At 39.5% G+C, this 24,901-nt stretch carries 27 protein-coding genes, 2 pseudogenes and 1 riboswitch; of the genes and pseudogenes, 19 read left to right on the forward strand and 10 right to left on the reverse strand.

Features of this window, described 5'->3' with window-relative positions; genetic code table 11:
* Positions 1-89 precede the first annotated feature (89 nt).
* The 5 genes from ribE (at position 90) to AC25Y5_RS00865 (ending at position 3,377) form a co-directional block, all read left to right on the forward strand.
* Positions 90-743: a riboflavin synthase gene (gene ribE / locus AC25Y5_RS00845; protein ID WP_488138662.1), complete on the forward strand. Its 654-nt coding sequence runs from the start codon at positions 90-92 to the stop codon at positions 741-743.
* Between the two features lie 12 nt (positions 744-755).
* A complete protein-coding gene (locus AC25Y5_RS00850) occupies positions 756-1,949 on the forward strand; it encodes a bifunctional 3,4-dihydroxy-2-butanone-4-phosphate synthase/GTP cyclohydrolase II (RefSeq protein ID WP_488138663.1) in 1,194 nt (397 codons plus the stop codon).
* Positions 1,950-1,962: 13 nt separating this feature from the next.
* Positions 1,963-2,427 (forward strand): 6,7-dimethyl-8-ribityllumazine synthase, encoded by a 465-nt coding sequence (ribH, locus tag AC25Y5_RS00855; protein ID WP_488138664.1) that lies wholly within the window; start codon positions 1,963-1,965, stop codon positions 2,425-2,427.
* Between the two features lie 150 nt (positions 2,428-2,577).
* Positions 2,578-2,925 (forward strand): ASCH domain-containing protein, encoded by a 348-nt coding sequence (locus AC25Y5_RS00860; RefSeq protein ID WP_488138665.1) that lies wholly within the window; start codon positions 2,578-2,580, stop codon positions 2,923-2,925.
* An 8-nt stretch (positions 2,926-2,933) separates the two neighbouring features.
* Positions 2,934-3,377 (forward strand): DUF2269 family protein, encoded by a 444-nt coding sequence (locus AC25Y5_RS00865; RefSeq protein ID WP_488138666.1) that lies wholly within the window; start codon positions 2,934-2,936, stop codon positions 3,375-3,377.
* A 116-nt stretch (positions 3,378-3,493) separates the two neighbouring features.
* On the opposite strand, the gene AC25Y5_RS00870 is transcribed toward AC25Y5_RS00865, so the two are convergent.
* A complete protein-coding gene (locus tag AC25Y5_RS00870) occupies positions 3,494-4,081 on the reverse strand; it encodes a uracil-DNA glycosylase (RefSeq protein WP_488138667.1) in 588 nt (195 codons plus the stop codon).
* 142 nt (positions 4,082-4,223) lie between these two features.
* Between AC25Y5_RS00870 and AC25Y5_RS00875 the strand changes: the two genes are divergently transcribed.
* From AC25Y5_RS00875 to AC25Y5_RS00885, 3 genes are all read left to right on the forward strand, one after another.
* The gene (locus AC25Y5_RS00875; protein WP_488138668.1) at positions 4,224-5,075 is read left to right on the forward strand and encodes a GNAT family N-acetyltransferase; all 852 of its coding nucleotides are present in this window, start codon (positions 4,224-4,226) and stop codon (positions 5,073-5,075) included.
* A 183-nt stretch (positions 5,076-5,258) separates the two neighbouring features.
* Positions 5,259-6,020 (forward strand): class I SAM-dependent methyltransferase, encoded by a 762-nt coding sequence (locus AC25Y5_RS00880; protein WP_488138669.1) that lies wholly within the window; start codon positions 5,259-5,261, stop codon positions 6,018-6,020.
* A gap of 52 nt (positions 6,021-6,072) precedes the next feature.
* The gene (locus AC25Y5_RS00885; protein WP_488138670.1) at positions 6,073-6,669 is read left to right on the forward strand and encodes a hypothetical protein; all 597 of its coding nucleotides are present in this window, start codon (positions 6,073-6,075) and stop codon (positions 6,667-6,669) included.
* A 120-nt stretch (positions 6,670-6,789) separates the two neighbouring features.
* Here the strand turns inward: AC25Y5_RS00885 and AC25Y5_RS00890 are convergent.
* Positions 6,790-7,152 (reverse strand): annotated as a pseudogene (locus tag AC25Y5_RS00890) (winged helix-turn-helix transcriptional regulator).
* Positions 7,153-7,407: 255 nt separating this feature from the next.
* Here AC25Y5_RS00890 and AC25Y5_RS00895 point away from each other — a divergent pair.
* Positions 7,408-7,648: pseudogene (locus AC25Y5_RS00895) on the forward strand (MFS transporter); the annotation flags it as partial.
* A gap of 65 nt (positions 7,649-7,713) precedes the next feature.
* The gene (locus AC25Y5_RS00900; protein ID WP_488138671.1) at positions 7,714-8,553 is read left to right on the forward strand and encodes an aldo/keto reductase; all 840 of its coding nucleotides are present in this window, start codon (positions 7,714-7,716) and stop codon (positions 8,551-8,553) included.
* A gap of 192 nt (positions 8,554-8,745) precedes the next feature.
* On the opposite strand, the gene AC25Y5_RS00905 is transcribed toward AC25Y5_RS00900, so the two are convergent.
* Positions 8,746-9,912 carry an aminotransferase class I/II-fold pyridoxal phosphate-dependent enzyme gene (locus AC25Y5_RS00905; protein WP_488138672.1) on the reverse strand — a complete coding sequence of 389 codons (1,167 nt, stop codon included), beginning with the start codon at positions 9,910-9,912 and terminating at the stop codon, positions 8,746-8,748.
* Between the two features lie 168 nt (positions 9,913-10,080).
* A riboswitch (SAM riboswitch) is annotated at positions 10,081-10,191 on the forward strand.
* A gap of 102 nt (positions 10,192-10,293) precedes the next feature.
* Between AC25Y5_RS00905 and AC25Y5_RS00910 the strand changes: the two genes are divergently transcribed.
* From AC25Y5_RS00910 to AC25Y5_RS00920, 3 genes are read left to right on the forward strand one after another with little or no spacing between them, the layout of a single operon-like run.
* Positions 10,294-11,307, forward strand: a complete 1,014-nt coding sequence (locus tag AC25Y5_RS00910) for a methionine ABC transporter ATP-binding protein (RefSeq protein ID WP_488138673.1) — start codon at positions 10,294-10,296, stop codon at positions 11,305-11,307.
* The gene (locus tag AC25Y5_RS00915) at positions 11,297-11,968 is read left to right on the forward strand and encodes a methionine ABC transporter permease (protein ID WP_488138674.1); all 672 of its coding nucleotides are present in this window, start codon (positions 11,297-11,299) and stop codon (positions 11,966-11,968) included. Before AC25Y5_RS00910 ends, AC25Y5_RS00915 begins: the two co-directional genes overlap by 11 nt.
* A 17-nt stretch (positions 11,969-11,985) precedes the next feature.
* On the forward strand, positions 11,986-12,798 hold the full coding sequence (locus tag AC25Y5_RS00920) for a MetQ/NlpA family ABC transporter substrate-binding protein (RefSeq protein WP_488138675.1): 813 nt from the start codon (positions 11,986-11,988) through the stop codon (positions 12,796-12,798).
* A gap of 63 nt (positions 12,799-12,861) precedes the next feature.
* Here the strand turns inward: AC25Y5_RS00920 and pepF are convergent, their stop codons facing one another.
* The 3 genes from pepF to AC25Y5_RS00935 form a co-directional block, all read right to left on the reverse strand.
* Positions 12,862-14,682, reverse strand: a complete 1,821-nt coding sequence (gene pepF, locus AC25Y5_RS00925) for an oligoendopeptidase F (RefSeq protein ID WP_488138911.1) — start codon at positions 14,680-14,682, stop codon at positions 12,862-12,864.
* A 124-nt stretch (positions 14,683-14,806) separates the two neighbouring features.
* Complete coding sequence (locus AC25Y5_RS00930; protein ID WP_488138912.1) at positions 14,807-15,103, reverse strand: hypothetical protein; 297 nt, start codon at positions 15,101-15,103, stop codon at positions 14,807-14,809.
* 151 nt (positions 15,104-15,254) lie between these two features.
* Entirely contained in the window at positions 15,255-15,683 is a 429-nt protein-coding gene (locus tag AC25Y5_RS00935) for a hypothetical protein (RefSeq protein ID WP_488138676.1), read from the reverse strand.
* Positions 15,684-15,805: 122 nt separating this feature from the next.
* On the opposite strand from AC25Y5_RS00935, the gene AC25Y5_RS00940 reads away from it, so the two are divergent.
* Positions 15,806-16,525 carry an AAA family ATPase gene (locus AC25Y5_RS00940; RefSeq protein WP_488138677.1) on the forward strand — a complete coding sequence of 240 codons (720 nt, stop codon included), beginning with the start codon at positions 15,806-15,808 and terminating at the stop codon, positions 16,523-16,525.
* A gap of 49 nt (positions 16,526-16,574) precedes the next feature.
* Entirely contained in the window at positions 16,575-17,060 is a 486-nt protein-coding gene (locus AC25Y5_RS00945; RefSeq protein WP_488138678.1) for a PaaI family thioesterase, read from the forward strand.
* A 360-nt stretch (positions 17,061-17,420) separates the two neighbouring features.
* On the opposite strand, the gene AC25Y5_RS00950 is transcribed toward AC25Y5_RS00945, so the two are convergent.
* Positions 17,421-18,683, reverse strand: a complete 1,263-nt coding sequence (locus tag AC25Y5_RS00950) for an erythromycin esterase family protein (protein ID WP_488138679.1) — start codon at positions 18,681-18,683, stop codon at positions 17,421-17,423.
* A 151-nt stretch (positions 18,684-18,834) separates the two neighbouring features.
* On the opposite strand from AC25Y5_RS00950, the gene AC25Y5_RS00955 reads away from it, so the two are divergent.
* From AC25Y5_RS00955 to AC25Y5_RS00965, 3 genes are all read left to right on the forward strand, one after another.
* Positions 18,835-19,074 (forward strand): hypothetical protein, encoded by a 240-nt coding sequence (locus AC25Y5_RS00955; protein WP_488138680.1) that lies wholly within the window; start codon positions 18,835-18,837, stop codon positions 19,072-19,074.
* A 23-nt stretch (positions 19,075-19,097) separates the two neighbouring features.
* Entirely contained in the window at positions 19,098-19,253 is a 156-nt protein-coding gene (locus AC25Y5_RS00960; protein WP_488138681.1) for a hypothetical protein, read from the forward strand.
* A gap of 145 nt (positions 19,254-19,398) precedes the next feature.
* Positions 19,399-19,704, forward strand: a complete 306-nt coding sequence (locus AC25Y5_RS00965; RefSeq protein ID WP_482099886.1) for a magnetosome magnetite crystal formation protein family — start codon at positions 19,399-19,401, stop codon at positions 19,702-19,704.
* 85 nt (positions 19,705-19,789) lie between these two features.
* On the opposite strand, the gene AC25Y5_RS00970 is transcribed toward AC25Y5_RS00965, so the two are convergent.
* Both AC25Y5_RS00970 and AC25Y5_RS00975 read right to left on the reverse strand, forming a co-directional pair.
* Positions 19,790-21,676, reverse strand: a complete 1,887-nt coding sequence (locus AC25Y5_RS00970; protein ID WP_488138682.1) for an LTA synthase family protein — start codon at positions 21,674-21,676, stop codon at positions 19,790-19,792.
* Positions 21,677-21,889: 213 nt separating this feature from the next.
* Positions 21,890-23,485 carry a catalase gene (locus AC25Y5_RS00975; protein ID WP_488138683.1) on the reverse strand — a complete coding sequence of 532 codons (1,596 nt, stop codon included), beginning with the start codon at positions 23,483-23,485 and terminating at the stop codon, positions 21,890-21,892.
* Between the two features lie 216 nt (positions 23,486-23,701).
* Here AC25Y5_RS00975 and AC25Y5_RS00980 point away from each other — a divergent pair, with 216 nt between their 5' ends.
* Positions 23,702-24,307 carry a YitT family protein gene (locus tag AC25Y5_RS00980; protein ID WP_488138684.1) on the forward strand — a complete coding sequence of 202 codons (606 nt, stop codon included), beginning with the start codon at positions 23,702-23,704 and terminating at the stop codon, positions 24,305-24,307.
* Between the two features lie 41 nt (positions 24,308-24,348).
* On the opposite strand, the gene AC25Y5_RS00985 is transcribed toward AC25Y5_RS00980, so the two are convergent.
* Positions 24,349-24,711 carry a hypothetical protein gene (locus AC25Y5_RS00985; protein WP_488138685.1) on the reverse strand — a complete coding sequence of 121 codons (363 nt, stop codon included), beginning with the start codon at positions 24,709-24,711 and terminating at the stop codon, positions 24,349-24,351.
* Positions 24,712-24,901: the final 190 nt, after the last annotated feature.

The following is a 24,901-nucleotide window of genomic DNA, read 5'->3' on the forward strand; positions in this document are numbered from 1 at the left end:
GATGAGAATCACTCCGTTTTTTAGATGTGCAACAAATCGGAGACGATATCCGATTGAACGACAAGTTCCTGAAGGAGGATTGACTATAATTGTTTACTGGAATTATCGAAGAAATAGGAACAGTTTCAGCGGTCAGACCAGGATCGAATTCAATGCAACTATCAATTCGTTGCGCTAAAGTGCTGAGCGATGTTAAAAAAGGTGACAGTTTGTCAGTGAACGGTGTCTGTTTGACAGTATCTGACTTCTCAAGTAATCATTTTTCTGCCGACGTCATGCCTGAAACAGTCAAGGCGACAACGCTTCATGCATTGCGAACGGGGAGTCCCGTCAATCTTGAGCGTGCAATGGCGGCAGATGGTCGATTCGGTGGTCATATCGTCAGCGGACATGTTGATGGCACCGGAGAAGTCGTGTCAGTAAGACAAAAAGAAAATGCCATTTATGTTGAAATCAGTATCGCGCCTCAATTGTTGAAATATTTCATCCCGAAAGGTTCAGTAACAGTGGATGGGACTTCGCTTACTGTCTTTGGTGTGACAGAAGGAAGTTTTATCATCTCACTAATTCCGGTTACACAAGATGACTCAATCATCGGTCGGAAAAGACCAGGGGATAAAGTGAACGTAGAATGTGACATGCTTGCAAAATATATTGAACGGCTTATGACTACTACTAACAAAGAGAAATCAACTGGCGGTTTAACAATGGATACACTTGTCGCAAGCGGATTCCTCAGTTAAGGAGGAAAAAAGATGTACACTACCGTAGAAAAAGCAATCGAAGATCTGAAAAAAGGAAAAGCGATAATTGTTGTTGACGACGAGGATCGCGAAAATGAAGGGGACTTTGTTGCGCTTGGTGAATTTGCAACGCCGGAAATGATTAATTTCATGGCGACTGAAGGTCGTGGATTGATTTGCGTGCCGATAGATGAAGAGAAATCCCAACAGCTTGATCTTGGACTTATGACAAATAATAATACCGATGTAAACGGAACAGCTTTCACGATAAGTATCGATCACGCGCAGTGTCACACTGGCATTTCTGCATTTGAACGATCAGAAACCGTGTTGAAGATGCTAGGGAGTGAAGCCAGACCGACTGATTTCACAAGACCCGGTCATATTTTCCCATTGATTGCGAAGGCTGGCGGTGTCTTAAAGAGGTCAGGTCATACAGAAGCTGCGGTCGACCTTGCGAAGCTTGCTGGGTCAGAGCCGGTGGGCGTGATAGTTGAAATTATGAATGTCGATGGAACGATGGCTAGAGGACCACAGCTAAAAGAAATCGCGGATAAATATGACCTTGTAATTTTAACGATTCAGGAATTGATTGCTTATCGCCGGAAAACTGAAAAACTTGTCGAGCGTATCGTGGATATTGATTTGCCGACGGATTATGGTGATTTCAAAGCAGTCGCTTTTAAAGAAACAGAAACCGGACATGAACATATTGCTTTGATAAAGGGTGATATTGAAAATGCTGAAAATGTACTGGTCCGCGTTCATTCGGAATGTTTGACAGGCGATGTCTTTGGCTCATGCCGATGTGATTGCGGCCCTCAACTTCAGGCAGCACTCACGCAGATTGAAAAAACCGGAAGAGGCGTCCTGCTGTATATGCGTCAGGAAGGGCGGGGCATCGGTCTTGTCAATAAAATGAAAGCATACAAGCTACAAGAAGAAGGATACGACACAGTTGAGGCTAATGAAAAATTAGGATTCCCTGATGACCTTCGAGATTACGGAATCGGCGCACAAATCCTACGGGAACTCGGTTTAACAACCATTCATCTTTTGACGAACAACCCGCGTAAAATCGCCGGTCTGGGTGGTCATGGGTTGGAAGTAACGGAGCGTATTCAAATCGAAATGCCAGTAAAAGAATCAAATAAAGCGTATATGGACACAAAGAAAAGTAAAATGGGCCATATACTAAATAGTTGAGGGGGAAATAATAATGGGAACAATTTATGAAGGACATTTAATTGGAACAGGGCTTAAAATAGGTATCGTCGTTGCTAGATTCAATGATTTCATCACTGGTAAATTATTGAGTGGAGCGGAAGATGCATTGCATCGTCACGGAGTGGATGAAAGTGATATTTCTGTTGCGTGGGTACCGGGTGCTTATGAAATCCCACTAATCGCGAAGAAAATGGCTGCTTCCGGCAAGTACGATGCTGTTATCACACTTGGCACAGTCATACGCGGATCAACGCCGCATTTCGACTTTGTTTGTAATGAAGTTGCTAAAGGAGTCGCAGCCATCAATCTGCAGGAAGGCATCCCGGTCATCTTCGGTGTCTTGACGACGGATACAATTGAACAAGCAATTGAACGGGCAGGAACGAAAGCTGGAAATAAAGGATGGGATTCAGGGAATTCTGCAATTGAGATGGCGAATTTGTTGAAACAGATTTAATTACTGATAAGTGAAGGCTCAGTATCCGGTTACCTGGATACTGAGCCTATTTTGTCTCTATTTTAGTATCGGTGACCAGAAGTCTCGCTAATTTCGCTTGGAATAGTTATGATAGAGGGAGTTGTTATTTTATGAAATGAGGCGATTTACATGAGTGAACAATCAAATGTTAGACTTCCTGAAAAAACATGTTCGATCGAGAGGCTTGTTACGATTCCAAAAGATGTTGAGAAAGTGATAAATGGCGAAAAAACAGCTACACGTCGTAATGGTGTTTATGCAGATCTTGGTGAAATAATGGTACTCGAAGGTAAAGAGTTCAAAGTAGATGCAATATATTCACAGACGCTTGGTGAAATGACGGACGAAAATGCAAAGCAAGAAGGCTACACATCGATGGAGGAATATAAACAATCCATTCTTGCGATGCATGATAAAATGCCATGGTTACCGAAGATGAGCGTATGGGTGCATGAATATAGCCCCGTGGCGAAATGACGTTCTGAATGAATTCGGGAATCTATGGTGCGATTGTCTTTCTGCACGTTATCAGTGCTGTCCTCGCCATAGGTCCATTATTTATATTAATGCCGATTATTAAGCGATTGCGTGACGTTGAAACTGTAATAGAGGAAACTTATTTATCCGTTATCAACGTCATCATCCGCATCGTCATGCATGCAGGACATTCTCTCGTCTACACTGGTGCCCTCTTATTAATATTTGGACCTTGGCCATGGTATACATCTTGGGTAATTTTGACGCTTGCAGTAATGCTTTTATCTGGAGTTTTTCTGGCTAAAGGTTTTACAATTGTCTTACGGAAATTTAAAAATCCCGATGCTGATAAAAATAAAATACTTAATCGTTTGAATACAACTTCTTGGATATATATTGGTCTTATGCTGATTATGCTTTGGCTTATGGTTCAAAAACCGATGCTTTGGTGAATATGAATGAGAAGTACTCATCATACATAGAAAAGGACATGCATCTTAACCGTTGCATGTCTTTTTTGTTTTTATAGTGAGCTGCCTGAATAGTTTCTAATTTGAATGGGTGCCTTTCACGGAGTTAAATCATCATACCGTTCTGCAACGAACTTCAAGTCCTGTAAAAATAATGAACGTAAGTTAGGTCGACGTCTAACAGCAAGTGGATGGTAAGCGGCGGCCGTCTGAAATCCTCGTACATCATGCCAACTACCCCGTAATGACTTCACATCAGCTTCGGTATTTTGAAAAAAAGATTGGACCGCCACATTTCCCAAGCAAAGAATTAGACTGGGTTTCTTTTCTGTAAGCTGTTGATCTAAATGTTGCATACAGATTTGACGGGTTACCTCCTTTTCATAAGTGCGCACGGGTTTTCTTTTCAAGATAAAAGTGACATAAAAATCATCTAATTTTAAGCCTGCCTCACTGGCAACTTCTTGTAGAGTTTGCCGCGTCCCGCAAAGAAATTCCTCACCTTCACGGTCCTCACGTGCTCCGGGATTATCGAGGATAATCATAATGGGCGCATTCGGATTACCTTCACCCCAGACCATCCGTGTTCCGTGTTCATATAAACCGCATAACTTACAATCTACAAGCTGATTAGGGGTTGGCTCCTCCGTCAATGTTTTTGGACAAAAGTCAGATATGGTTTTCATCTCCCTTTACTGGTCAGACTCAATCTTTAAAGCTTTCCTCTAATCAACAGATTTCAAACTACGCTGCAATATACTGGTCGTTTATGGTAAAATCAGCATAAGATTTTGAAGAAACTAATTACTGTGAATGGAGTTGGTGTGAATGGAATTGAAGCAATTTGTAGACGTGAATGAATTCGCATTAAAAGCGGAACCGACTTTATTTAAAGGGGAAGATGTCTACAGTCTTTTTCTAGGTGTGTTGAATGCTATCAAAGCAGGAAGGTATGAAAACCCCTTCATGGCAACAATTGAAGAGGATGGGGAAGTGCTAGCACTATTTCAAATGACACCTCCGCATCCTTTAAACCTTGTTTTTACCGCTGAAGACAGGTTGGAAGAATGTATGGATTTGTTAATTAGTGAATTAATAGAACTTGGAATCGAAATTAGTTCTATCATTAGTTTGAAACCATGGGCATACTTTTTTGCAGAGAAATGGGAAGCAAAAATAGGTATGACTCATAAATTGTTGATGGATCAAGGATTATACCGACTGGATAAAGTAAATGAGTCATTAAAGCACAGCACGGGTTCCTGGCGTTTTGCAGATAAAGATGACTGTCCGCTAATTGAAAAGTGGTACAGTTTGTTTGAAGAAGATGCAGAATTACCATCTTTAGCTGAAACAGATGTAAAAAAACGAGTTGCATCATTTGTAGAAGAACAGGAAGTATTTTTGTGGGAGGATGGCGGGAAAGTCGTATCAATGATGAAAAAAGCGCGCCCGACAAATCATGGCGTTACAGTGTCTCTCGTATTTACACCTCGGGAAGAGAGGAAAAAAGGCTATGCCCGGACGATGGTTGCTACTGGAACAAAAGAACTTCTTAAAGAATATAAATTCTGCGTTCTTTATACAGATTTATTGAATCAGACATCGAATAAAATCTACCAAGAAATTGGTTATCAACAAATTGCAAATTCTGTACAGCTTGGTTTTATAAGGGAATAAATGTGAAGTGCAGCACTGCCCTATGAAAGTTCCTTATTAAGTTAAAATAAAAATCACCAATTTAATATGCTATAGGCGATTGGTTCTTAAATATACCGTCATCTATACATTTTAATAGTTGGAGTATTTAAAAATAATTGTATTTGATGGTAAATAAGTGTGGAAGTTGAAAGGAGAAGTAAATTGTTAAGTTATTATAGTAAGTTATCCTCTGAAGTCTATGATTTAGACAAACCTGTAGGGCATTCATTCGGGGATGTGGAATATTATTTAAATAGATTAGATTCTTGCACAGGGCGTATTCTCGAACCCGCCACCGGTACAGGTCGAATCTTGATACCACTTATGGAAAGTGGATTTAAGGTTGATGGATTTGACAATTCGGCTGATATGTTAACTATCTGTCGTACCAACTGTGAAAAAAGGGGTCTAACCCCTAACCTTTTCGAAGGAGATATGGAGTCATTTTTATTAAATAAAAAATATGATGCCATAATTATCCCTGCGGGTACATTTTTATTACTGCATAAAAGAGAGGAGTCTATCGAAGCATTGAAAAACTTTTACCGTCATCTTGCAGATGGTGGCAGGTTAATTGTTGATTTATTTATGCAGTCCGAAGTCAGGATAGGCAAAGTCTCGACTAGAACTTGGGAATGTGCAAACGGTGATAGTATCACATTGGAAAATAAAACTGTGGAAATTGACTATATCCATCAGTACTCGATAGCGCATGGGCGATATGAGAAATGGCGTAACGGTACGCTTTTACAAACCGAACTTGAACGATTTCCTTTACGTTGGTATGGAATAGAAGAATTCAAGCTAATCTTAGAAGATATAGGTTTTGAAAATATTACAATTTCTTCGGACTATAATTTTGGGGAGTATCCGGTGAACCCAAAACAGGCAATAACGTTTGAAGCTGTGGCTAATAAAGAGTAGATACTATCTTTGTGAAATAAATTGACCATACATTATACGGGGAGTTGACTTTATGTATCGTAAATTCTTTAGGAGGGATCCATCTACCACTCAAAAGGGAAACAAACATCGGAATATCGGATTATTGCTTTCCCTCGCACTTTTTTCATTGCTGATTGCAGCATGTTCGGGAACGGGGCCAGAAGACAAAAATAAGATTGCCATTCAAACTGTACTTGACCATGAATTTACTGCTCCCGACAAAGAATTTATTAAAATTTTTAACGATTTGATAAAAAAACAACGCAACAATCCGGATACACCGCCGGATGATACAGAGTTCACCAACTATCTGTATAAGATATACGGACCGCATTTCACTGAATTAGGATTTGATAGACACATTCTAATTTACCCTTTGAATTATCAAGTTGCAGCTGATAACTCAGGCTATCAAATTACTGTCGACAAGATTGACGTGGAACAAAGCGAGGATCGGCCCAGTGACTACGGCTTTACGGTTCATGTAAAGTATAAAAAAGAGGGCGGCAACAAAAAGAAAGCCGAGATAACGGGCCTTGCGGTATTACCCAAGGAGGGTAATATAGGAGAGATTCGCTATAATCAGGACTATGGTGAGCTCGAAAAAATCATAAAGGGTGATTTTTAACGCACTACAAAGAAGGCAGAGATGTTATGACAATGAAAATATTGCAGTCGAAAATAATCTCCCTGAAGAGTGGAAATAGAGATTCCGTGTGTATGGAATCTCTTTTTTTTATGCAGTCAGTTATCTCAGTTTATCGTTCAAAACTCTATCACCTAGGACAGAAAATTTATCTCCATATAGCTTCGTGATATGAACATCCCCCATGCACATAGCGCATCCAAAATGCTCCCAAACTATATTCACTTAGCTCATACTCCACTTTCGGGGGAACCTGGTTGTATGCAATCCGGTTAATAACGCCATCCGCTTCCAGTTCACGCAATTGTTGCGTAACATTACTTGCGTAATATCAGGCATGAGTCGTTTCAATTCATTGGTTCGTTTTTCACCATGAGTTAAATGGCAGAAGATCACACATTTCCACTATCCGCCAATCATTGTTAATGTCGCTTCCACAGATATATTATACTTCTTTTTAGTCATTATAACCCTTCTCTTTAGGAACCTAAAAGTACCTGTATCACTAATTGGTTCCTACAGCACTTTAAAGTGCGTACTTTTCTATATGACTCTTGTGAATCATACTAACATAAGCGGTGGGTTACACGATATGAACCTCCCACGACTGAAGTCACGGGTGTTCTTGGCTTAATCATAAATTTTAGCTCTCCGTCGATTTAATCATACAACGTGAGAATAGATAGGAAAGGAAAAGAATTACTTTAGATAAAGAGAAGTATGTTTGCGCTGCTTGCCTTAGCTGTCAGTGCATTTGCAATTGGAACAACAGAGTTTATCAGTGTGGGGCTATTGCCGCTGATTTCTCAAGATCTCGATATATCGGTTACAACAGCTGAGCTGACCTTTTTCGCTCTATGCACTAGGCGTAATGATTGGTGCGCCAATTTTAACGTCACTCACTTCTAGAATGCCGCGGAAATCATTACTGCTGTGGATTATGGTAGTCTTTATTATAGGGAAGCAATTTTAGACGAGAAATGATTGCAATATAGTGGTAATTACAACATTGGAGGGAATTGAGTTATGGAAAACTTACAATCAACAACAACATTGCAAAATGACGTGAAAATGCCTTGGTTGGGTCTTGGGGTATTTAAAGTTAAAGAGGGACAAGAACTGGTGAATGCAGTGAAAACTGCGATTACACATGGTTATCGCAGTATCGATACAGCCGCGATTTATCGCAATGAAGTCGGCGTGGGACAAGGTGTTCGTCAAGCTATGGCGGAATCTGGAGTTGCAAGAGAAGATCTATTCATCACATCAAAAGTCTGGAATTCAGAGTTGGGGTACGAAACGACAATCGCAGCTTATGAAGAAAGCTTAACTAAACTAGGTGTAGATTATTTGGATTTATACCTTATTCATTGGCCAGTAGCTGGTAAATATAAAGAAGCATGGCGCGCAATGGAAACCCTTTATAAGGAAGGTCGGGTTAAAGCAATCGGTGTAAGTAACTTCCAGATTCATCACCTGGAAGATTTGATGAAGAATGCGGAAATTAACCCGATGCTAAACCAAGTGGAATATCATCCACGTTTGACACAAAAAGAACTGCATGCATTTTGCCGGCAACATGATATTCAATTGGAAGCATGGTCTCCACTTATGCAGGGAGGGTTGCTCGATAATACGGAACTTCAAGAAATTGCCGATAAATATGGTAAATCCATAGCCCAAGTCATTTTACGCTGGGACTTACAAAATGGCGTTATCACAATTCCGAAATCGACGAAAGAACATCGCATTGCCGAAAACGCTACCGTGTTCGATTTCAAGTTAACGGCAGAAGATATGGCACGCATCGATAGTTTGAATGAGAATCATCGAGTTGGTCCAGACCCGGATAACATTAATTTTTAATATGAATCAACATAAAAAAAGTAAGGGATTAAAACTACACAAGTTTTGATCCCTTACTATGGTAATTAGATGAGTGGAAATAGTGAATACGGTGTAGAAACTGTGCATAGGCATCTTTCAGGGACAGCCAAAGCCATTCCTAAGCGCAAGCGAAGTTATAAGTATTCTATATTGCAACATGCACAATAATTCTTAAGAAAATAGACCGAGTTTTTCAATCCTTGCAATAGCTTCAACTATACGATCTTCTTCTACTAATAAGCCTACGCGTACATAACCTTCGCCATGTTTTCCGAAGGCGTGTCCGGGTGCAACGGCAATGTCCGCTTTTTCCAATAGTAAATTGGTTAAAGACTCACTTGTATATCCTTTTGGAACAGGCAACCAAGCGAAGAAAGAAGCTGTTGGGGCAACGACGTCCCAACCGATTCGTCTACATTCGGCAATTAGGACATTTCTGCGACCTTCGTAGAGGGATACGAGTTCATCTACACAATCTTGACTTCCTGTTAACGCAGCCGCAGCCGCGCGCTGAACAGCCGGGAAAATATCAATGAATAGATGGTCTTGTAATAAGTTGATTGCTTCTATGATATCGGCATTACCGATAGCGAAGCCGACCCGCCAACCGGCCATGTTATAAGTCTTTGACAACGTGTACGTTTCAATACCAACGTCTTTCGCACCTTCCGCCTGGAGGAAACTGACAGGCTTAACGCCGTCAAAACCAATTCCGCCATAAGCGAAGTCGTGAAGGATTGCAATATCATTGGCTTTCGCCAAAGCAACAGTTTCTTCGAAAAAAGGTATATTGGCAGATGCGCTGGTTGGATTATTCGGGTAGTTCAGATACATTAATTTTGCTTGTTTTTTTTGTTCTTCCGTTAAGGCATTATAATCAGGTAAAAAATCATTCTCAGCTACCAATGGCATTAAATCATATTTAATGTTTGCCAAGCTTACACTTGATAAATAATCGGGATATCCAGGATCCGGAAGCAAAAGTAATTCACCTTCGTTCATTATGGCAAGCGGTAACTCAACCAAGCCGGGTTTTGTACCGAATAGAATTGCGACTTCTGTTGTCGGGTCAATTTGAACATCGTATTCTCGCTTATAAAAGTCGGCAACCGCCTGTTTTAATTCGGGCGTACCTCTGAACGGGGAGTACCCATGTGTTGCTGGATCTTCAACCGCTTCTTGAAGTGCTTTTACAATGTGAGGTGGAGTAGGTTGATCGGGGTTACCACGCCCCAAGTTAATAACGTCTCGTCCTTCCGAAAGAGCTTCTTCAACATTTCGTACAAGTGACGCGAAAAAGTGCGGCGGTAAGTTTTTTAATCGATTTGATAGTGCCATTTAATAACCCCGTTTTCTATATAGTAAAAACTATTATTTTAAGGTTAGTATACATGGATTGAAGCTTAATTGACAATACTTCCGAAAAGGATGGCATGATGATAGGTTGACAAATTAATTAGAAATGATTAATATAAATAGTATATTATCAAAACAATAATATAATGGTACTTATCAAGAGAGACTGAGGGATAGGCCCGATGACGTCCAGCAACCCCTTGTGTAAAGCAAGGTAGGTGCTAACTCCTACAGAGTGAACTTCATTCTGAAAGATGAGCTGAAACCTTTTTCGGTGCTTCTTTCTTATTATGAAAGAAGCATTTTTATATGGTCAGGCATCCAGAGATTTCATACTTCCATTTAGAGAAAGAGGAGATTTTCATGATACAAATACAAAACGTGTCGAAAGTATATACAACTAAAGAAAGAGTTGTTACCGGCGTTGACAATGTGTCGTTAGACATTAACACAGGAGAAATTTTCGGAATCGTCGGTTACTCGGGCGCAGGGAAAAGTTCACTTATCAGATGCCTCAACTTATTGGAGAAACCAACGAGTGGAACAATTTTAGTCGACGGTTTAAATCTGATGAATCTAAAAGGAAATAAACTTCGTCTGGCGCGTTTGAAAATCGGAATGATTTTTCAGCACTTTTATTTAATCAGCCAAAAGACTGTATTTGAAAATATTGCATTTGCATTACGAGCTGCAAAAACATCTCCCGATAAAATAAATACACGGGTGACAGAGTTGCTTGAAATGGTCGGACTTTCTGATAAGCGTGACGTCTATCCTGCACAGTTAAGTGGTGGCCAAAAGCAGAGAGTGGGCATTGCTCGTGCGCTCGCGAATAACCCATCCGTTTTGCTTTGTGATGAAGCAACTTCCGCACTCGATCCGAATACAACGCTATCAATCTTACGGCTTTTGAAAAAAATCAATAAGGAATTGCGTATTACGATTGTTCTTATTACACATGAGATGAATGTAGTGAAGGAAGTTTGCGATCGAATGGCGATTATGCAAAACGGCAAAGTGATTGAAGAAGGACAAGTATATGATATCTTTTCAAACCCTCAAGAAACATTAACCAAGGAATTTATCAGTAGTGTCGTATCATTTGATGTTCCATCAGCAATATTGAGTAGGTGTACGGGACAACTCGTTAAAGTTATGTTTAAAGGGGATGTGGCGGGCGAGGGAATTATCTCAGATATGGTCCAGCAATTTAGGGTACAAGGTAATTTCCTTCATGGCTCGATTGAATATATTCAAGAAATGCCTCTAGGTACTTTTTTAATGGAACTTAAAGGGAAAGATGACGAAATAGAAAAGGCCATTGCCTATATGTCATCGCGGGCTGCCCAAGTGGAGGTTATTGAATATGGGAATTGATATTCAACATGTTATAGAGTTAATGCCTGATATTACGAAAGCATTTGGTGAGACGCTTTATATGATAGGTATTTCTCTTGTCATTGCGCTGGTTATTGGATTGCCGTTAGGAATCCTATTGTTCACCACGGAAAAAGGACTGTTTTTAGAGAACAGGGCATTGAATTCAGTTCTCGGTTTTATCGTCAATATGGTTCGTTCTGTTCCGTTCATTATTTTACTAGTCGCGCTGATCCCATTGACTATTTTAATAGTAGGAACTCCGATTGGTCCTGGCGCAGCGAGCGTTTCGTTATCTGCTGCTGCGATCCCATTTTTTGCTAGAATCGTGCAGACTTCGCTACGTGAAATTGATAAAGGCGTCATTGAAGCTGCAATCGCGGTTGGTGCGACGCCATGGATGATTATCAAAGATGTGCTACTGCCGGAAGCGAAGACAAGTATTATTCAAGGCGTGACAATGACAGTCATTAGTTTAGTCGCCTATTCGGCGATGGCAGGCGTTGTCGGCGGTGGAGGAATCGGGGATTTAGCAATTCGATTCGGTTATTATCGTTACGACAATACGATTATGGTTGTTACTGTCGTGATATTAATAATTTTTGTACAACTAATTCAATTTGCAGGAGATCGTATTTCAAAAGTTGTTGATAAAAGATGATAGGGAGAGAAAAAAATATGAAAAAATTTCTATTTGTTGTAGTAGTCCTTATACTTGGAACAGTGCTTGCCGCTTGTGGTGGTAAAGAAGAAGCATCTGATGATAAATCATTGAAGCTTGGTTCGACTGCAGGACCGTACAGCGATATGTTGAAAAAGGCGATTATTCCTGGCCTTGAAGAAAAAGGATATAAAGTGGAATTAGTGGAGTTCAGCGATTATATTCAGCCGAACAACTCACTAGCAAGTGGCGATATTGATGCAAACTTGTTCCAAAACACGACTTACTTAGAGAATGTTGTGAAAGAAACTAAAGCGGAATTGTCACCACTGATTATCGTTCCAACAGCTCCAATGGGGATATTTTCCAATAAATTCAAGTCGATTGAAGAAATTGAGGAAGGCGCAAAAATTGCCATTCCAAACGATCCTGTCAATGGGGCTCGTGCTCTATTAGTGTTACAAGACGTGGGTCTAATTGAATTCGATCCTGATGCAGAAGTATTAAAAGTATCCGAAAAGGATATCACATTGAACAAGAAGAACTTGGTATTTCAACCTATCGAAGCGGGACAGCTTCCACGCTCCCTAGATGGCACTGATTTAGCAGCTGTTCCTGGAAACTTTGCACTTGCTGCAAGCATGAATTTATTGGATGCGTTGGTTCTGGAAGATATGCTTGATATTTACAGAAACGTTGTTGCAGTAAAAACGGAAAATACCGATAAACAATTTGCTAAAGATATTATTGAAATCGTAGAGTCAGCAGAATTTGAAAAAGTGATAGATTCGGATTTTGAAGGTTTTGGTAAACCCGAGTGGATGAAGTAAGAATTTCAAAATAGATAGCAAAAAGCTGGCGAGACCATTACGGTTTCGTCAGCTTTTTCGAATTTATTGTGAGACATTGGCATTTTCATTTGCTTCGATTTCTTGCGTCAAAACGATGAGTTCATCAATCAAATCACCGATGTACGCAATTGTGTCACGTAATGGTTGTTCTGTTGTAATATCCACACCAGCCATTTTTGAGAGTTCAGCAGGTGATTTTGTACCGCCCGCTTTGAGGACATCCAGCCATTCATCGACAGCGGGTTGACCTTCTTTCAAAATACGTTTAGACACTTGTGTGGAAATCGTAAGTCCAGCACTATATGTGTATGGATACAATCCCATGTAATAGTGGGGCTGGCGCATCCATGTTAGTTCGGCACCTTCATTAATTTCTACAGCGTCCCCCCAGAACTCTTCAAGGACTCCGCGTTTAAAGTTATTTAAGACACCCGCATTGACACTACCACCTGCATCGATGCGTTCATACACTTTCCGCTGGGATGCCGCTTCCAGTAAGTGTGTCACGAAATTATGATAGTATGTGCGTGAAACAATGGATGAAATGACCCAACGTTTGAATTTGGGATCATCCGAGTTTTTTAACAAATGATTCGCAACAAGCATTTCATTCATCGTTGAAGGGGCCTCGATGAAGTACATGGATGGACGAGCATTGAATACATTCTGCTCACGGTTCGCATTATAGAAATGGCCTGCATGACCAAGTTCATGGGCTAGTACAAATACGTCTTCCATGCTACCGGTCCATGAAATAAGAATATATGGGTGGTTACCGTAGGGGCTCGAACAAAAAGCACCCGTCGATTTACCTTTGTTCTGAGCAAAATCTATCCATCGCTCTTTATACGAACGATCCACCATGTTAACATAGTCTTCGCCCATGATTGCAAGAGCGTCATCTATATATTTCTTCGATTCCTGAACTGTTATTTTCGGCTCATAAGTCGGATCAAGCGGAACTTTCAAATCAGCAAATGTCATTTTATCAAGTCCGTGGGCTTTTTGCAGAAGGTTTGCATATTTACGCATATGAGGTGCAAGTTCATTCGTGATCAAGTCAATTTGACGGTCATACATGGATTTATCAACTTCATGATTGAATAATAAGTAGTCGAAAATCGTGTCATAGCCGCGTAAATCGGATGTTGTTTTTTCTGTTTGCAGATGCATATCGTACGTTTTTGCTGTCGTATGCTGATAGTCTTTTAATTTTGTAGAAAATGCGTCAAACGCAGCGCGGCGCTTGTCCGTGTCTGCTTCTGCTTCCCAGTCACCTTCGAACGATACATAGCTTAATGGATACTTTTCTCCTTCGACTTCAAAATCGTCAAACGACATGTCGACCATTTTCGTTGTATTATACAAGCCGTAAGGAGCGTTGAATGTCGATGAATAAGCAGCCAATGTTTTCTCAACCTCAGGATGCAATTGGTACTTCTTTTTACGGATTAATTTCTCCAAATAATTTTTGAACACATCAGATTGTTGCATTGCATTTTCTAATACATCGACAGGTAAGAGGGAAAGTTCGCTGTCAATGAAGGAAAGTTTACTGTTCATTTTTGCCGCAGTAGAACCGAATTTACTTGAACGCATTTGTGCTTCATCATCTGTCTGATCCGTACTGAACGATAAACTTGTATACGTACCGACAGGAACAATTTGTTCGTAAATTGCTGCAAAGCCTTTGAGCGCTTCATTTACAGAAGCGGCGTTCTTAATATTTCCTTTGAATTGTTTAACGTATACTTCAACGTTCTTTTCTAACTCGATTATTGCATTGTTATATGCTTCTTCAGTTTTAAAAAGATCCTCTAAATTCCACGTTTCTTCTTTCGGTACTTCTGAACGCAGCGGCATACTTTTAACCAATCGAATCACTCCCTTTTATTACGGATGCCGAACTAAATATTAGTATATAGGAGAATTGATAATAATAAAAGAGTGAGTCTATCTTTTCCTAACTTTCAGAAAGATGAAAGCGTTACTTTGAAAGCCGTTGAATTTCATCGGTTACGATAAAAGCAAGTTCATCATTGCCGAAAAGCTGCAATACATCGAGCATTGTTTCATTATCAATGTCTATTTCTTCTTCAAATTTTGCTTCTTCTATTATTTTTTTCATCGTTTCGTTTTCTTGTTGCTCTGGATAAGCTTTGCCATACAGTACATGTGGATTTAAGTCGTTATTTGAACACCATTGCACAAATAACCTGATCATCAGCTGTTCATCCTGCTGATATTTCTGAATGACTTGATCATCGATACTTTTAAATTCCATCACGGAAATACACTCCTTTTTTAATGCCTATTAACAAGTATATACGATAGCTGAAACATTCAACGAGTAATATACAATTGTATTAAAAACGATAAGCAAGTCAACAAAAAAAGGACAAGAAAATTTCAGGTTTCTTGTCCTTGCAAATTACCTATTTTATAAATAACTGAACTAACCAGTCAACATCTAGTGGTCCGTCAACGACTTCGTAATACAGTAAAGAGTTTTGGATGATTAAATTTTCATTTAGGATAATTGTAATTTCGTTACCGTCTTCATCTTGTAACATAATGCTGTACTCTTCGATATTGTCCTCAAGTCTAATATCTTCCGGCTTCAATTTCCGGATTTTATAGTCTTGGAGAAAATCAAGCAAACTTTCAATTTTATCTTCATCCTTGGTATATTCGATATTGTAGCCGAAGGGGGAAGCTTTTGTTAATATAAGTGAAGTGAAAGGGTTTTGAATAGCGTCGAGAAGTACTATAAACTCCTTGTCATCGTAATCATGGAAGGACTGGACCATTGCGTAAGTTCCACCCAACATAATGGCAAGCAGTATAAGTCCTCTAATTATCATCTTCAATTCCTCCTGTAACTCGTTTATGTAGTATACGCAGACGATTGTGTTTTGAATAGTGCTGTGACCAATACTATTATGCTTATTCATACTAAAAGGTTAATAGAAGGGAGTGTGGGCAAATGTTTTTGAAAAGAATTACGCTAATGCATGATGAAGGAAATTCACTAGATGAGTATCCTTTTTCAATACCTTCCATTCAATCAATGTCAAAACTAGATTTAAAGAAAAGTGTTACGTATTTTGTTGGGGAAAATGGGTCGGGTAAATCAACATTACTTGAAGGAATTGCAGATTTGTGTGGATTTAATTCTGCGGGTGGCGGAAGGAATAATAGCTACGATGTAGAGGCATCTGAAAGTGCGATAAGTGATTATTTACGCTTGTCATGGATGCCGAAAGTGACAAAAGGTTTCTTTTTACGGGCCGAATCTTTTTATCATTTCGCTTCACATATTGACAGTTTAGGGCCAGGCGCGCTTGGAGCGTATGGCGGTAAGTCTCTACATGAACAGTCGCATGGGGAATCCTTCCTGTCATTATTTTTAAATCGCTTCAATGGAAAAGCCATTTATCTGTTGGATGAGCCCGAAGCTGCATTATCGCCGCAAAGGCAGTTGGCATTTCTGCGTATCATGCATGATCTTGTCCAAGAAGAGGAATGTCAGTTTATCATCGCCACACACTCACCAATCATTTTAGGCTATCCTGACGCAGCCATTTTGAGTTTTGATGATGGAGTGATAAAAGAAACGGAATATGAAATGACAGAGCACTATCAGATTACAAAATACTTCCTTGATCATCGAGAAAAGTTTTTAAATGATATTTTGAATGATTAATTACTTATCAGAATGTTATAATTAATATGGACTGGGGGAGGTTGGAATAATGGAAACGAAAAAAGAAGTAGTATATGCAATACAAGATAACTATCCAGATGATTTCGCTTGGTGTTTTGGATGCGGTAGGTTAAATGAAGACGGTTACCACTTCCGCACAGGTTGGCTAGGGGAGGAGACGGTAACTTTTTACGAACCGTCACCAAAACATATTGCCATTCCGGGGTTTGTCTATGGAGGACTTATTGCTTCACTTGTCGACTGCCATGGGACAGGATCAGCTGCGCTTGCCTTGCACAGAAAAAACGGTTATGAACCGGGGAGCGAAATAGAGCCACCTCGATTCGTCACAGCCTCATTGAACGTGAATTACTTAAAACCCACTAAACAAGGAACATTGTTAAAAGCGGTAGGTACAGTAGAAGAAATCCATCCAAAGAAATTTAAGGTATCAGTTGATGTTTTAGCGGGCGAGTTACTTGTTGCAACAGGAGAAGTCGTTGCAGTAGTCATGCCGGCAACCTTTTCACAATAATCATTAAAACAATAATAGTACATGCTGATTGCCATTAGGCGGTCGGCTTTTTTTCGTATTAGTATTTAAATAATCAAAGAATATTGAAAATGAATGCAAAATGAAACAGTTGGGTAGACTGATTTCAGCTCCTTATAATTATATAGAACAAGATAGGGGGCAAGGAGGGAAATGAAAATGAAGACAATAGTCGAAATCCTCGCAACCATCTTACTCGTTGTTATTGGAGGAAAACGCGAGAGCGACTTAATCACCATGAAACGTTGATAGAAATGCCGTTGTAATTGACGCTTTGCATATCTAAAGTAAGAAGCCAAAAGAACAAGCCAAATTGAGTATTCAAACTGGCTTGTTCTTTTTCTATGCTTCAACTATCGGGGTGAGCGCCTTGGTTTGATCTATAAATATAAATGCATCATATCGATTTCCCATTTGGGAAGGTACATAATTTCCGTATGCCTCATTCTCAGGGTTGTAAACGACTCCAATTGCTCGATGACCAATCCAGCTGATGAAGTGTTCCTTGTTTTCTTCGTTAAAGATAAATAACTTATCGAATGCTCCTGTTTGATGTAGCAAAGCTTCCCAAGAATGTTTTCGTGCAGGAGGTACATTTATGACTCTATATGGGACACCCCACTCCTCGGCTGCAATGACAGTGCCCTGGTGTGTACCGAACCCCACCGCGTAGACTTCGTCATCTTTATACTGTTCGCGGAGCAATTGACCGACATTCAGCATTCCATCGTCTTGCATTGTTGTGGCACGTGCGTCTCCGATATGTGTATTATGTTCCCAAACGATTACTTTGGAATTTGTTCCGTAATAATTTTTCACTTCATTAATTACATTCACCATATGTTCGTCGCGGATATTCCAGGAGCGTGTATTGTCTTTAATCATGGTGCGGTAATATTCCTCAGCTTTATCAACTATAATTGTGTTCACTTTTAAATTCAAATCGGCTTCATTGGTTTCATCGTAGTTTTTTATATTCGAACGAATTGACGATAGTAATTCGCTAACTTCATTAGTACAGACTTGTGAAAAATGTGCTGTGGAAATTGCATAATGATCCGGCATACCGTTAAAAGGTTCAAAACAGGAAAAAGCTTTCTTCGCAAGCTTAAGGTCCGCTCCGTCAGGATTAGTATCTGTTAGATAACTAATAATTTCTTCCATTGATTCCCATAGGCTATATATATCAATGCCGTAAAAACCCGCTTTTCTTTCCGGGATTTTATTGTTATTATGCGTTTTTAACCATTCAACAAAATCAGCTATATCTTCATTAGCCCACATCCAAGTTGGCCATCTTTTAAATGCTTTGACAATTTCTTGTGGAGTTGCATCACTTTCGCTGTAACCCTTTATATATTGGTTGACTATTTGTGCAGAAGGCCAATCACCTTCCACAGCAATGGCTGTAAATCCTTTTTGCTCAATCAACTTCTTAGAAATTTCCGCACGTATTTTATAGAATTCAGAAGTACCGTGACTCGATTCACCCAATAGTACAATCGAAGCATCTCCAATTGCATCGATTAGTGTGGCAAATTCCGGATCCGAATCCATTGGAATTGCATATTTTATCACTGCTTCTTCAAGTGTATATTTCAACATTTTGCCCGCCTTTCTTGCAATGTATTATAAAAGTATGCCCCGAAATTTTTATAGTACCCTTATTTAAGTTGAATAAAGTAATTAACTTTCTTTTGACTGACAATTCAGATAATGTACAATGGAACTAACAATATGGTAAAGGGGGATTTATATGCTAGAAGGAGTCATAATTGTTGGGCTTGTAATGTGTGTACCGATTATTGCTATTGTTACTGATTACCAGCGTCGTATTGTTAAAATAAAAGGGGAGTTTATGCGCGATGAAATTGAGTTGGAAAAACTGAAACAGCAAAACTATATCATGGAAACAGAAAAGATGAAGATAGAATTGGAACGGATGAAACTGGACTATACAACAGGGAGCAGTGAAATAATGAAAGTTTTAAAATAGTAGAAAAAGAGTCGTTAACGAGTATGATCGAAGATAAGTTGAATCCTCCATACAATGATTTAATAGGTGATATTCTAAAGGAATATACAAAATGTGGCCGAATGGATAATTTGGCGGGACATGGAAAACCTTTATCGCAAGAGTATTTTGCTGGTGATACGTTTCTGCACTTTCAATGAATTGTAAAAGATGCAGGTTATAAACCGCATTGGTTAAATTTGCAGCATGAACAAAGGAGTGATAGTGAATCTTGAGATAAATGAAACTTCCCCTTCTTTCAACCGTATTATAAGCTAATGGAATAAATGGGGGAGGTTTTTGTATTTGGAAAAGACAGGTTTAAAAGTATTGGTTCATGCGAGTGCTTTTTTCGCTCCATTTTTGGTTCCATTCGTTATTTATCTTATTATTGATGATCTAGAAGTTAAAAGAGTGGCAATACAAGCAATCCTTTTTCAATTAGTGATGGGAGCATTGATTTTCGTATCTGCACTACTGATAGTCGTAATTATTGGTATTCCATTAATTCTTGGGTTTCTTTTAATGTGGCTTATCGTTCCAATCATTGGAATTATTAAGGCGCTAAATGGGGAATCGTACGATTATCCGATTGTTGGTAGATGGATTTAATAGTGAAAACGAAAGACACGCTCCATATATTGGAACGTGTCTTTTAATCATTGTTAAGTTTTTTTAGTTCCTCGCTTGGATTAAATCACTTACTACCAGACTTATTGTGTTCGGCTTTTTTATTTCGAGTAGTATAGGAGTTTAAGATTTGATCTGATTGTTGCATGATTTGTAGCGTGTTATCGATAGATTGCTGAGTTTTATTGTTACGTGGTTTCTCTTTCATTGTATCCAAGTTATAGAGCGTTGCGGGTAATCTAGCACTTGGTGCAACGTATAATGAGTCATTGTTTATGAAAGAACTGCCAGGCAAGTAATAACGCATACCAAGTAAATTATTTTCGTAGTGAAACAAATTGTGACCCATCATCTGCTCATGATGTTGGATACCGAGCAAATTCAATAAGGTCGGCATCAAGTCAACTTGCCCGCCCAAGTGGTTAATCGTTTCACCGCTGAAAAGTCCACCTCCAGTAAAAATGACCGGGATGACAAAACGGTCAGACAAGTTATAGGGATGACCGAGCAAATCCAAAAGTATTGACTCGTCTTTATCTGTGACAGGAGCCCCGTGAATTCCTGAATGATCCCCGTAAATAAGTATCAGCGACTCATCATACAGACCATCCTCTTTCAGTGTATCAACAAAATTCCCGATTTGTTCATCTGTATATCGGATGGATTGAAAATAATTGCCAACATACGTGTCGTCATAACTGCCTGGCAGTGTGAGATACTGAAGAGTTTCAGGCATTTCAAATGGAGTGTGGCTCGTCATTGTTATGATGTTAGAATACATTTTTTTGTTCTTTATTAATTGCGAAGGCAGTTGTTTTATAACGAAATCAAACAGCACTTCATCTGCCGGTCCGAAGCCTACTTCTAGTTTTTCCGGAATTTCTTCATCTGTATAGACATAATCAAAACCGAGTGCAGGGTATAGTTTATCACGACTCCAATAGGTGATGGTATCTGCATGATACGTGGCCGTGCCATAACCCTTTTCCCCTAAAGTGTGTAGGAGGGAGGGAACGGGATCACCAGTTATGACATTGACGGTCGGGTCCATGCCTTCGGGATAGATGGACGTATGCATAAGCCATTCAGTGTCGGATGTGTTGCCAGCACCGATTTGCTGATAGACATTATCAAAATACACACTATCCTTCAATAAGGCATTTAGATTCGGTGTAATTTCTTGCCCGTTCACTTTCTTATCGATTACAAAGCCTTGCAGCGATTCAACTTGTATGACGAAAACATGTCGATCTTTTGCAATTCCATACGAGGCATGCTTATCCGCTGGGACATAATCATTTCCTTTTAGCTTTTCAATGTCAATTTCAGATAAATTAACATCAGAAGCAAGTGCAATTCCGAAGCCACGTGTGAAAACTTGGACGGCTTGTGATTGCAAATAGCCATTCTCTTTTGCAAAATATGAAACATCGATGAGTGGTTGCCGGAATGCCAATAACGTTGTAATGAGACTGATGCTACCGAATAGTATGGTTAAACGCCTGCCGACTTTGAATGAGGGTTTAATTTTTTTGTTAGTAAAGTAATAAGTGATGGGAAGTATCAGCACAATATCTAGGAAAAATAGAAAATCATATGGCTTGCTAAGAAGTCCGATAGTTCCTCCCACAGAATTTGACTGGTAAATCTGCCGTAAATCATAATAGGATGGAATCGTTGAAAAGTAACGCGTGTAGTAGATAATCGCTATGAATAAGACGGATAATGTAATATTAAATAGAAGGATTCCCATCCATACTCGTTTTCTTGCTAAGAGAATAAGGAGAGACAGGAAGAATGCCCATAGTGGGAATTCAATGAGTGCAATATGAAAGACGGATTTATTATGAAAAACGACCAGTCGGAAGCCGATTATTTTGATGAATAGGAATGTCAAAATGATTATATAAGGATTAGTTAGGATTGATTTAACTATTTCGCTGAATTTCTTCACCTAAAACACCTCCGACGAAAAATTCTATAAATTCAGTGTAACAAAAATAATTTTTGCTGTGAAATAAAGAGTGGAAAGAACAACCCTTATTTTATATTGGAAGAGAATTTCACAAAAAAGTGATAGTAATGGTACTCTTTCTTTCAACCAAAAGTATTACCTAAAATAAAACAGCTCACTTAAATGGAATTACCCATTCGAGTGAGCTGTTTTTTAATAAGGATCGGCTTTATGACCCTTTCGCACCGCTTCATCAGGTGCCTTATCACCGTCTCTATTACCGAGAGGTTTTTGACTCGAACCTTCTCTTGTCGAGTGGGCCAATCCGTCACGTAAACGACGCCCGTATTCTTCGTCAGCTTCTTCTGCAAGAGCAATCATTTTGTCTTGAATGCGCTGGTCGCAATTGGAAAGGTCTGACACCAGGTTTGATATTAAATCATCTCGTTCCCAGTCTTCAAACATGCGATACGTATCCCCAGCTTGTTTTGTATTGCTTTGTCGATCAATCGACTCCCTAACGAGATTACCTTGAATGTAAGGTGAGTGTTCTGTTCCATCCTGTGTAGCTTCTTTCAATCCGCCTAAAATTGAAGGCTCATAGTTAATATGCGGGTTCTGACCAGGGACTCGGTCAACTTTAAGCTGCATCTGCCCACCGCTCTGATTCGTCGCAACCCGCTTTTTTGGTGCATTGATCGGAAGTTGCAAATAGTTTGCACCGACGCGGTGTCGCTGCGTATCAGAGTAGGAGAATGTACGCCCTTGGAGCATTTTATCATCAGAGAAATCGAGGCCATCTACAAGGACACCTGTACCGAATGCAACTTGTTCCACTTCCGTGAAGTAATCTTCAGGATTTTTGTTTAGGACCATTTTGCCGACAGGTAGCCAAGGAAACTGATCCTCAGGCCATAACTTTGTATCGTCAAGCGGATCGAAATCAAGTTCTGGGTGTTCATCGTCGCTCATAACTTGGACTAGCAGCTCCCATTCGGGATATTCGCCGTTTTTGATAGCGTCATATAAATCCTGTGTCGCGTGATTGAAATTAGTTCCTTGGATTTCACTTGCTTCTTTTTGAGTCAAGTTTTTAATACCTTGTTTCGGTTCCCAGTGATACTTAATAAGTACAGCGACCCCGTCCTTATTCACCCATTTATACGTATTGACACCGGAGCCTTGCATCATGCGGTAGTTGGCAGGAATGCCCCAAGGTGAATAAACGAATGTCACCATATGGAACGATTCAGGTGAGCTCGCACAAAAGTCGAAAAATCGTTCACTGTCTTGAATATTCGTAATTGGATCGGGTTTAAAAGCATGAATCATATCGGGAAACTTAATAGCATCTCGGATAAAGAAAATTTTTAAATTGTTCCCGACAAGATCCCAGTTACCGTCTTCTGTATAAAACTTTACGGCGAAACCACGTGGGTCACGAAGTGTCTCAGGCGAGTGCCCACCATGTATAACGGAAGAAAAGCGAACAAATACAGGTGTTTGTTTCCCTTTTTCTTGAAAAAGTTTTGCGCGTGTATACTTGGAGACCGGTTCCTTGCCAGCTGTTCCATATGCTTCAAAATAGCCGTGTGCGCCCGCTCCACGAGCGTGAACGACGCGTTCAGGAATTCGTTCTCTGTCGAAGTGACTAATCTTCTCCAGAAAATCGTAGTTTTCCAAAACGGCAGGACCTCGATTGCCGACAGTCCTTATATTCTGGTTGTTTGTAACAGGGTGCCCCTGTCTATTCGTCAATGTGTCTTCATGTTCTTCAGTTGATTTGTTATTAGATGGATTTTCCGACAAATGAAAGCCTCCTCTTTGATGTGATGAAACGTAGGCGATGCAACTCAACCGCTGATTTATCTTAATAAGGTATTTCATTCATACTTTGCACTATTTTAAAGGGATTAATTCCCGTTCCTTCTTTAATTATTATGAATTGTCGTTATAGGGTTAAGAAATGTCCAAGACAATCATATACATCTATAAAGTATATAAAATAGGTGGGATCCTGCGTACATGTTCGAAAAAGCGTTGACGATATTTCTTGGCAGTTTGTTGGTCGCTGTTGGAGTGAATATGTTTCTTGTTCCATTCGAGTTGTTGGATGGCGGTGGACTTGGGATTAGTTTAATTTTTCATTATGCAATGGATGTTAAAGTGGGTCTTACGTTTCTTATCGTAAGCATTCCAATCTTCATATTGGCTTGGAAGTACTATCGTCCGTTTTTTTATCACGGAATCCATGGCATGTTACTTTCATCCCTACTTATAGATCTGTTGTATCCATTACATATGATTGGAAGGGAATTGGTAACTATTCCACTAGTAAGTGCCATTTGTGGTGGAATCATTATCGGTACGGGAATAGGCATGATGCTTCGTCTCGACATTAGTATTGGAGGAACTGATTTACTGGCACAAATGATCGCAAGGAAATTGATGATTAATCCAGGCATTATGATATTTAGCGTTGATATACTGATTGTTACAATAGGAAGTCTGCTGATACCTTCAATTCACATAGTATTGTCAATTGCGACAGTGTTCTTTGCCGGTCTAACAATGAGTCTGATTGTAGCTAAAACTGGGAAAGTAAGAGGTGCAAATATGGAGCTGAATTGAACAAACAGAAACTACGTATATGTTGAATGAAATTAAATCTTTTATGTTTCTTCTTTAACTCCGATATTATTGAATCCGTTGTAAATATCAATTGAATTTGTCACGATGATCGCTAATAAGATTGAAGTCTTACTTATGTCGATTATGAAAGTGATTTTCTCTGTAGTGCTGTCGTAGAGTTCTACCATATACGGTACAAATTCAGGATTGAACAAGTTCGGATTTAATATAATGGACAAAAGGAGCGCAGTCCAAAGTACATTGACAATAAAATTTCCGCCTGCAATCCTAGTTGTCCATTCTAAACCAGTGGATTTATAAACAGACAAAGACAATTCAAACGTAATTAAAATTAATAAGAAAGGAAAGTAATAAAGCATAGTATCCCCATTCAAAGCAAACATGAAAGCATTCCCTTCCGCCGTTGTATGATTATCCTAAAGTATTGCCAAATTAATGATGAAAAATAAGCCCGCGGATATGTTTTTTGAGACAAACTAGAAATGATTGATACGTATGAATAACTTAACCGGAATTTGGAGTTGGATAGTGAAAGAGGGGATACAAAAACAAGACCGAGTGTCGATCCACTAG

The sequence above is a fragment of the Sporosarcina sp. Y1011 genome (assembly GCF_057669885.1).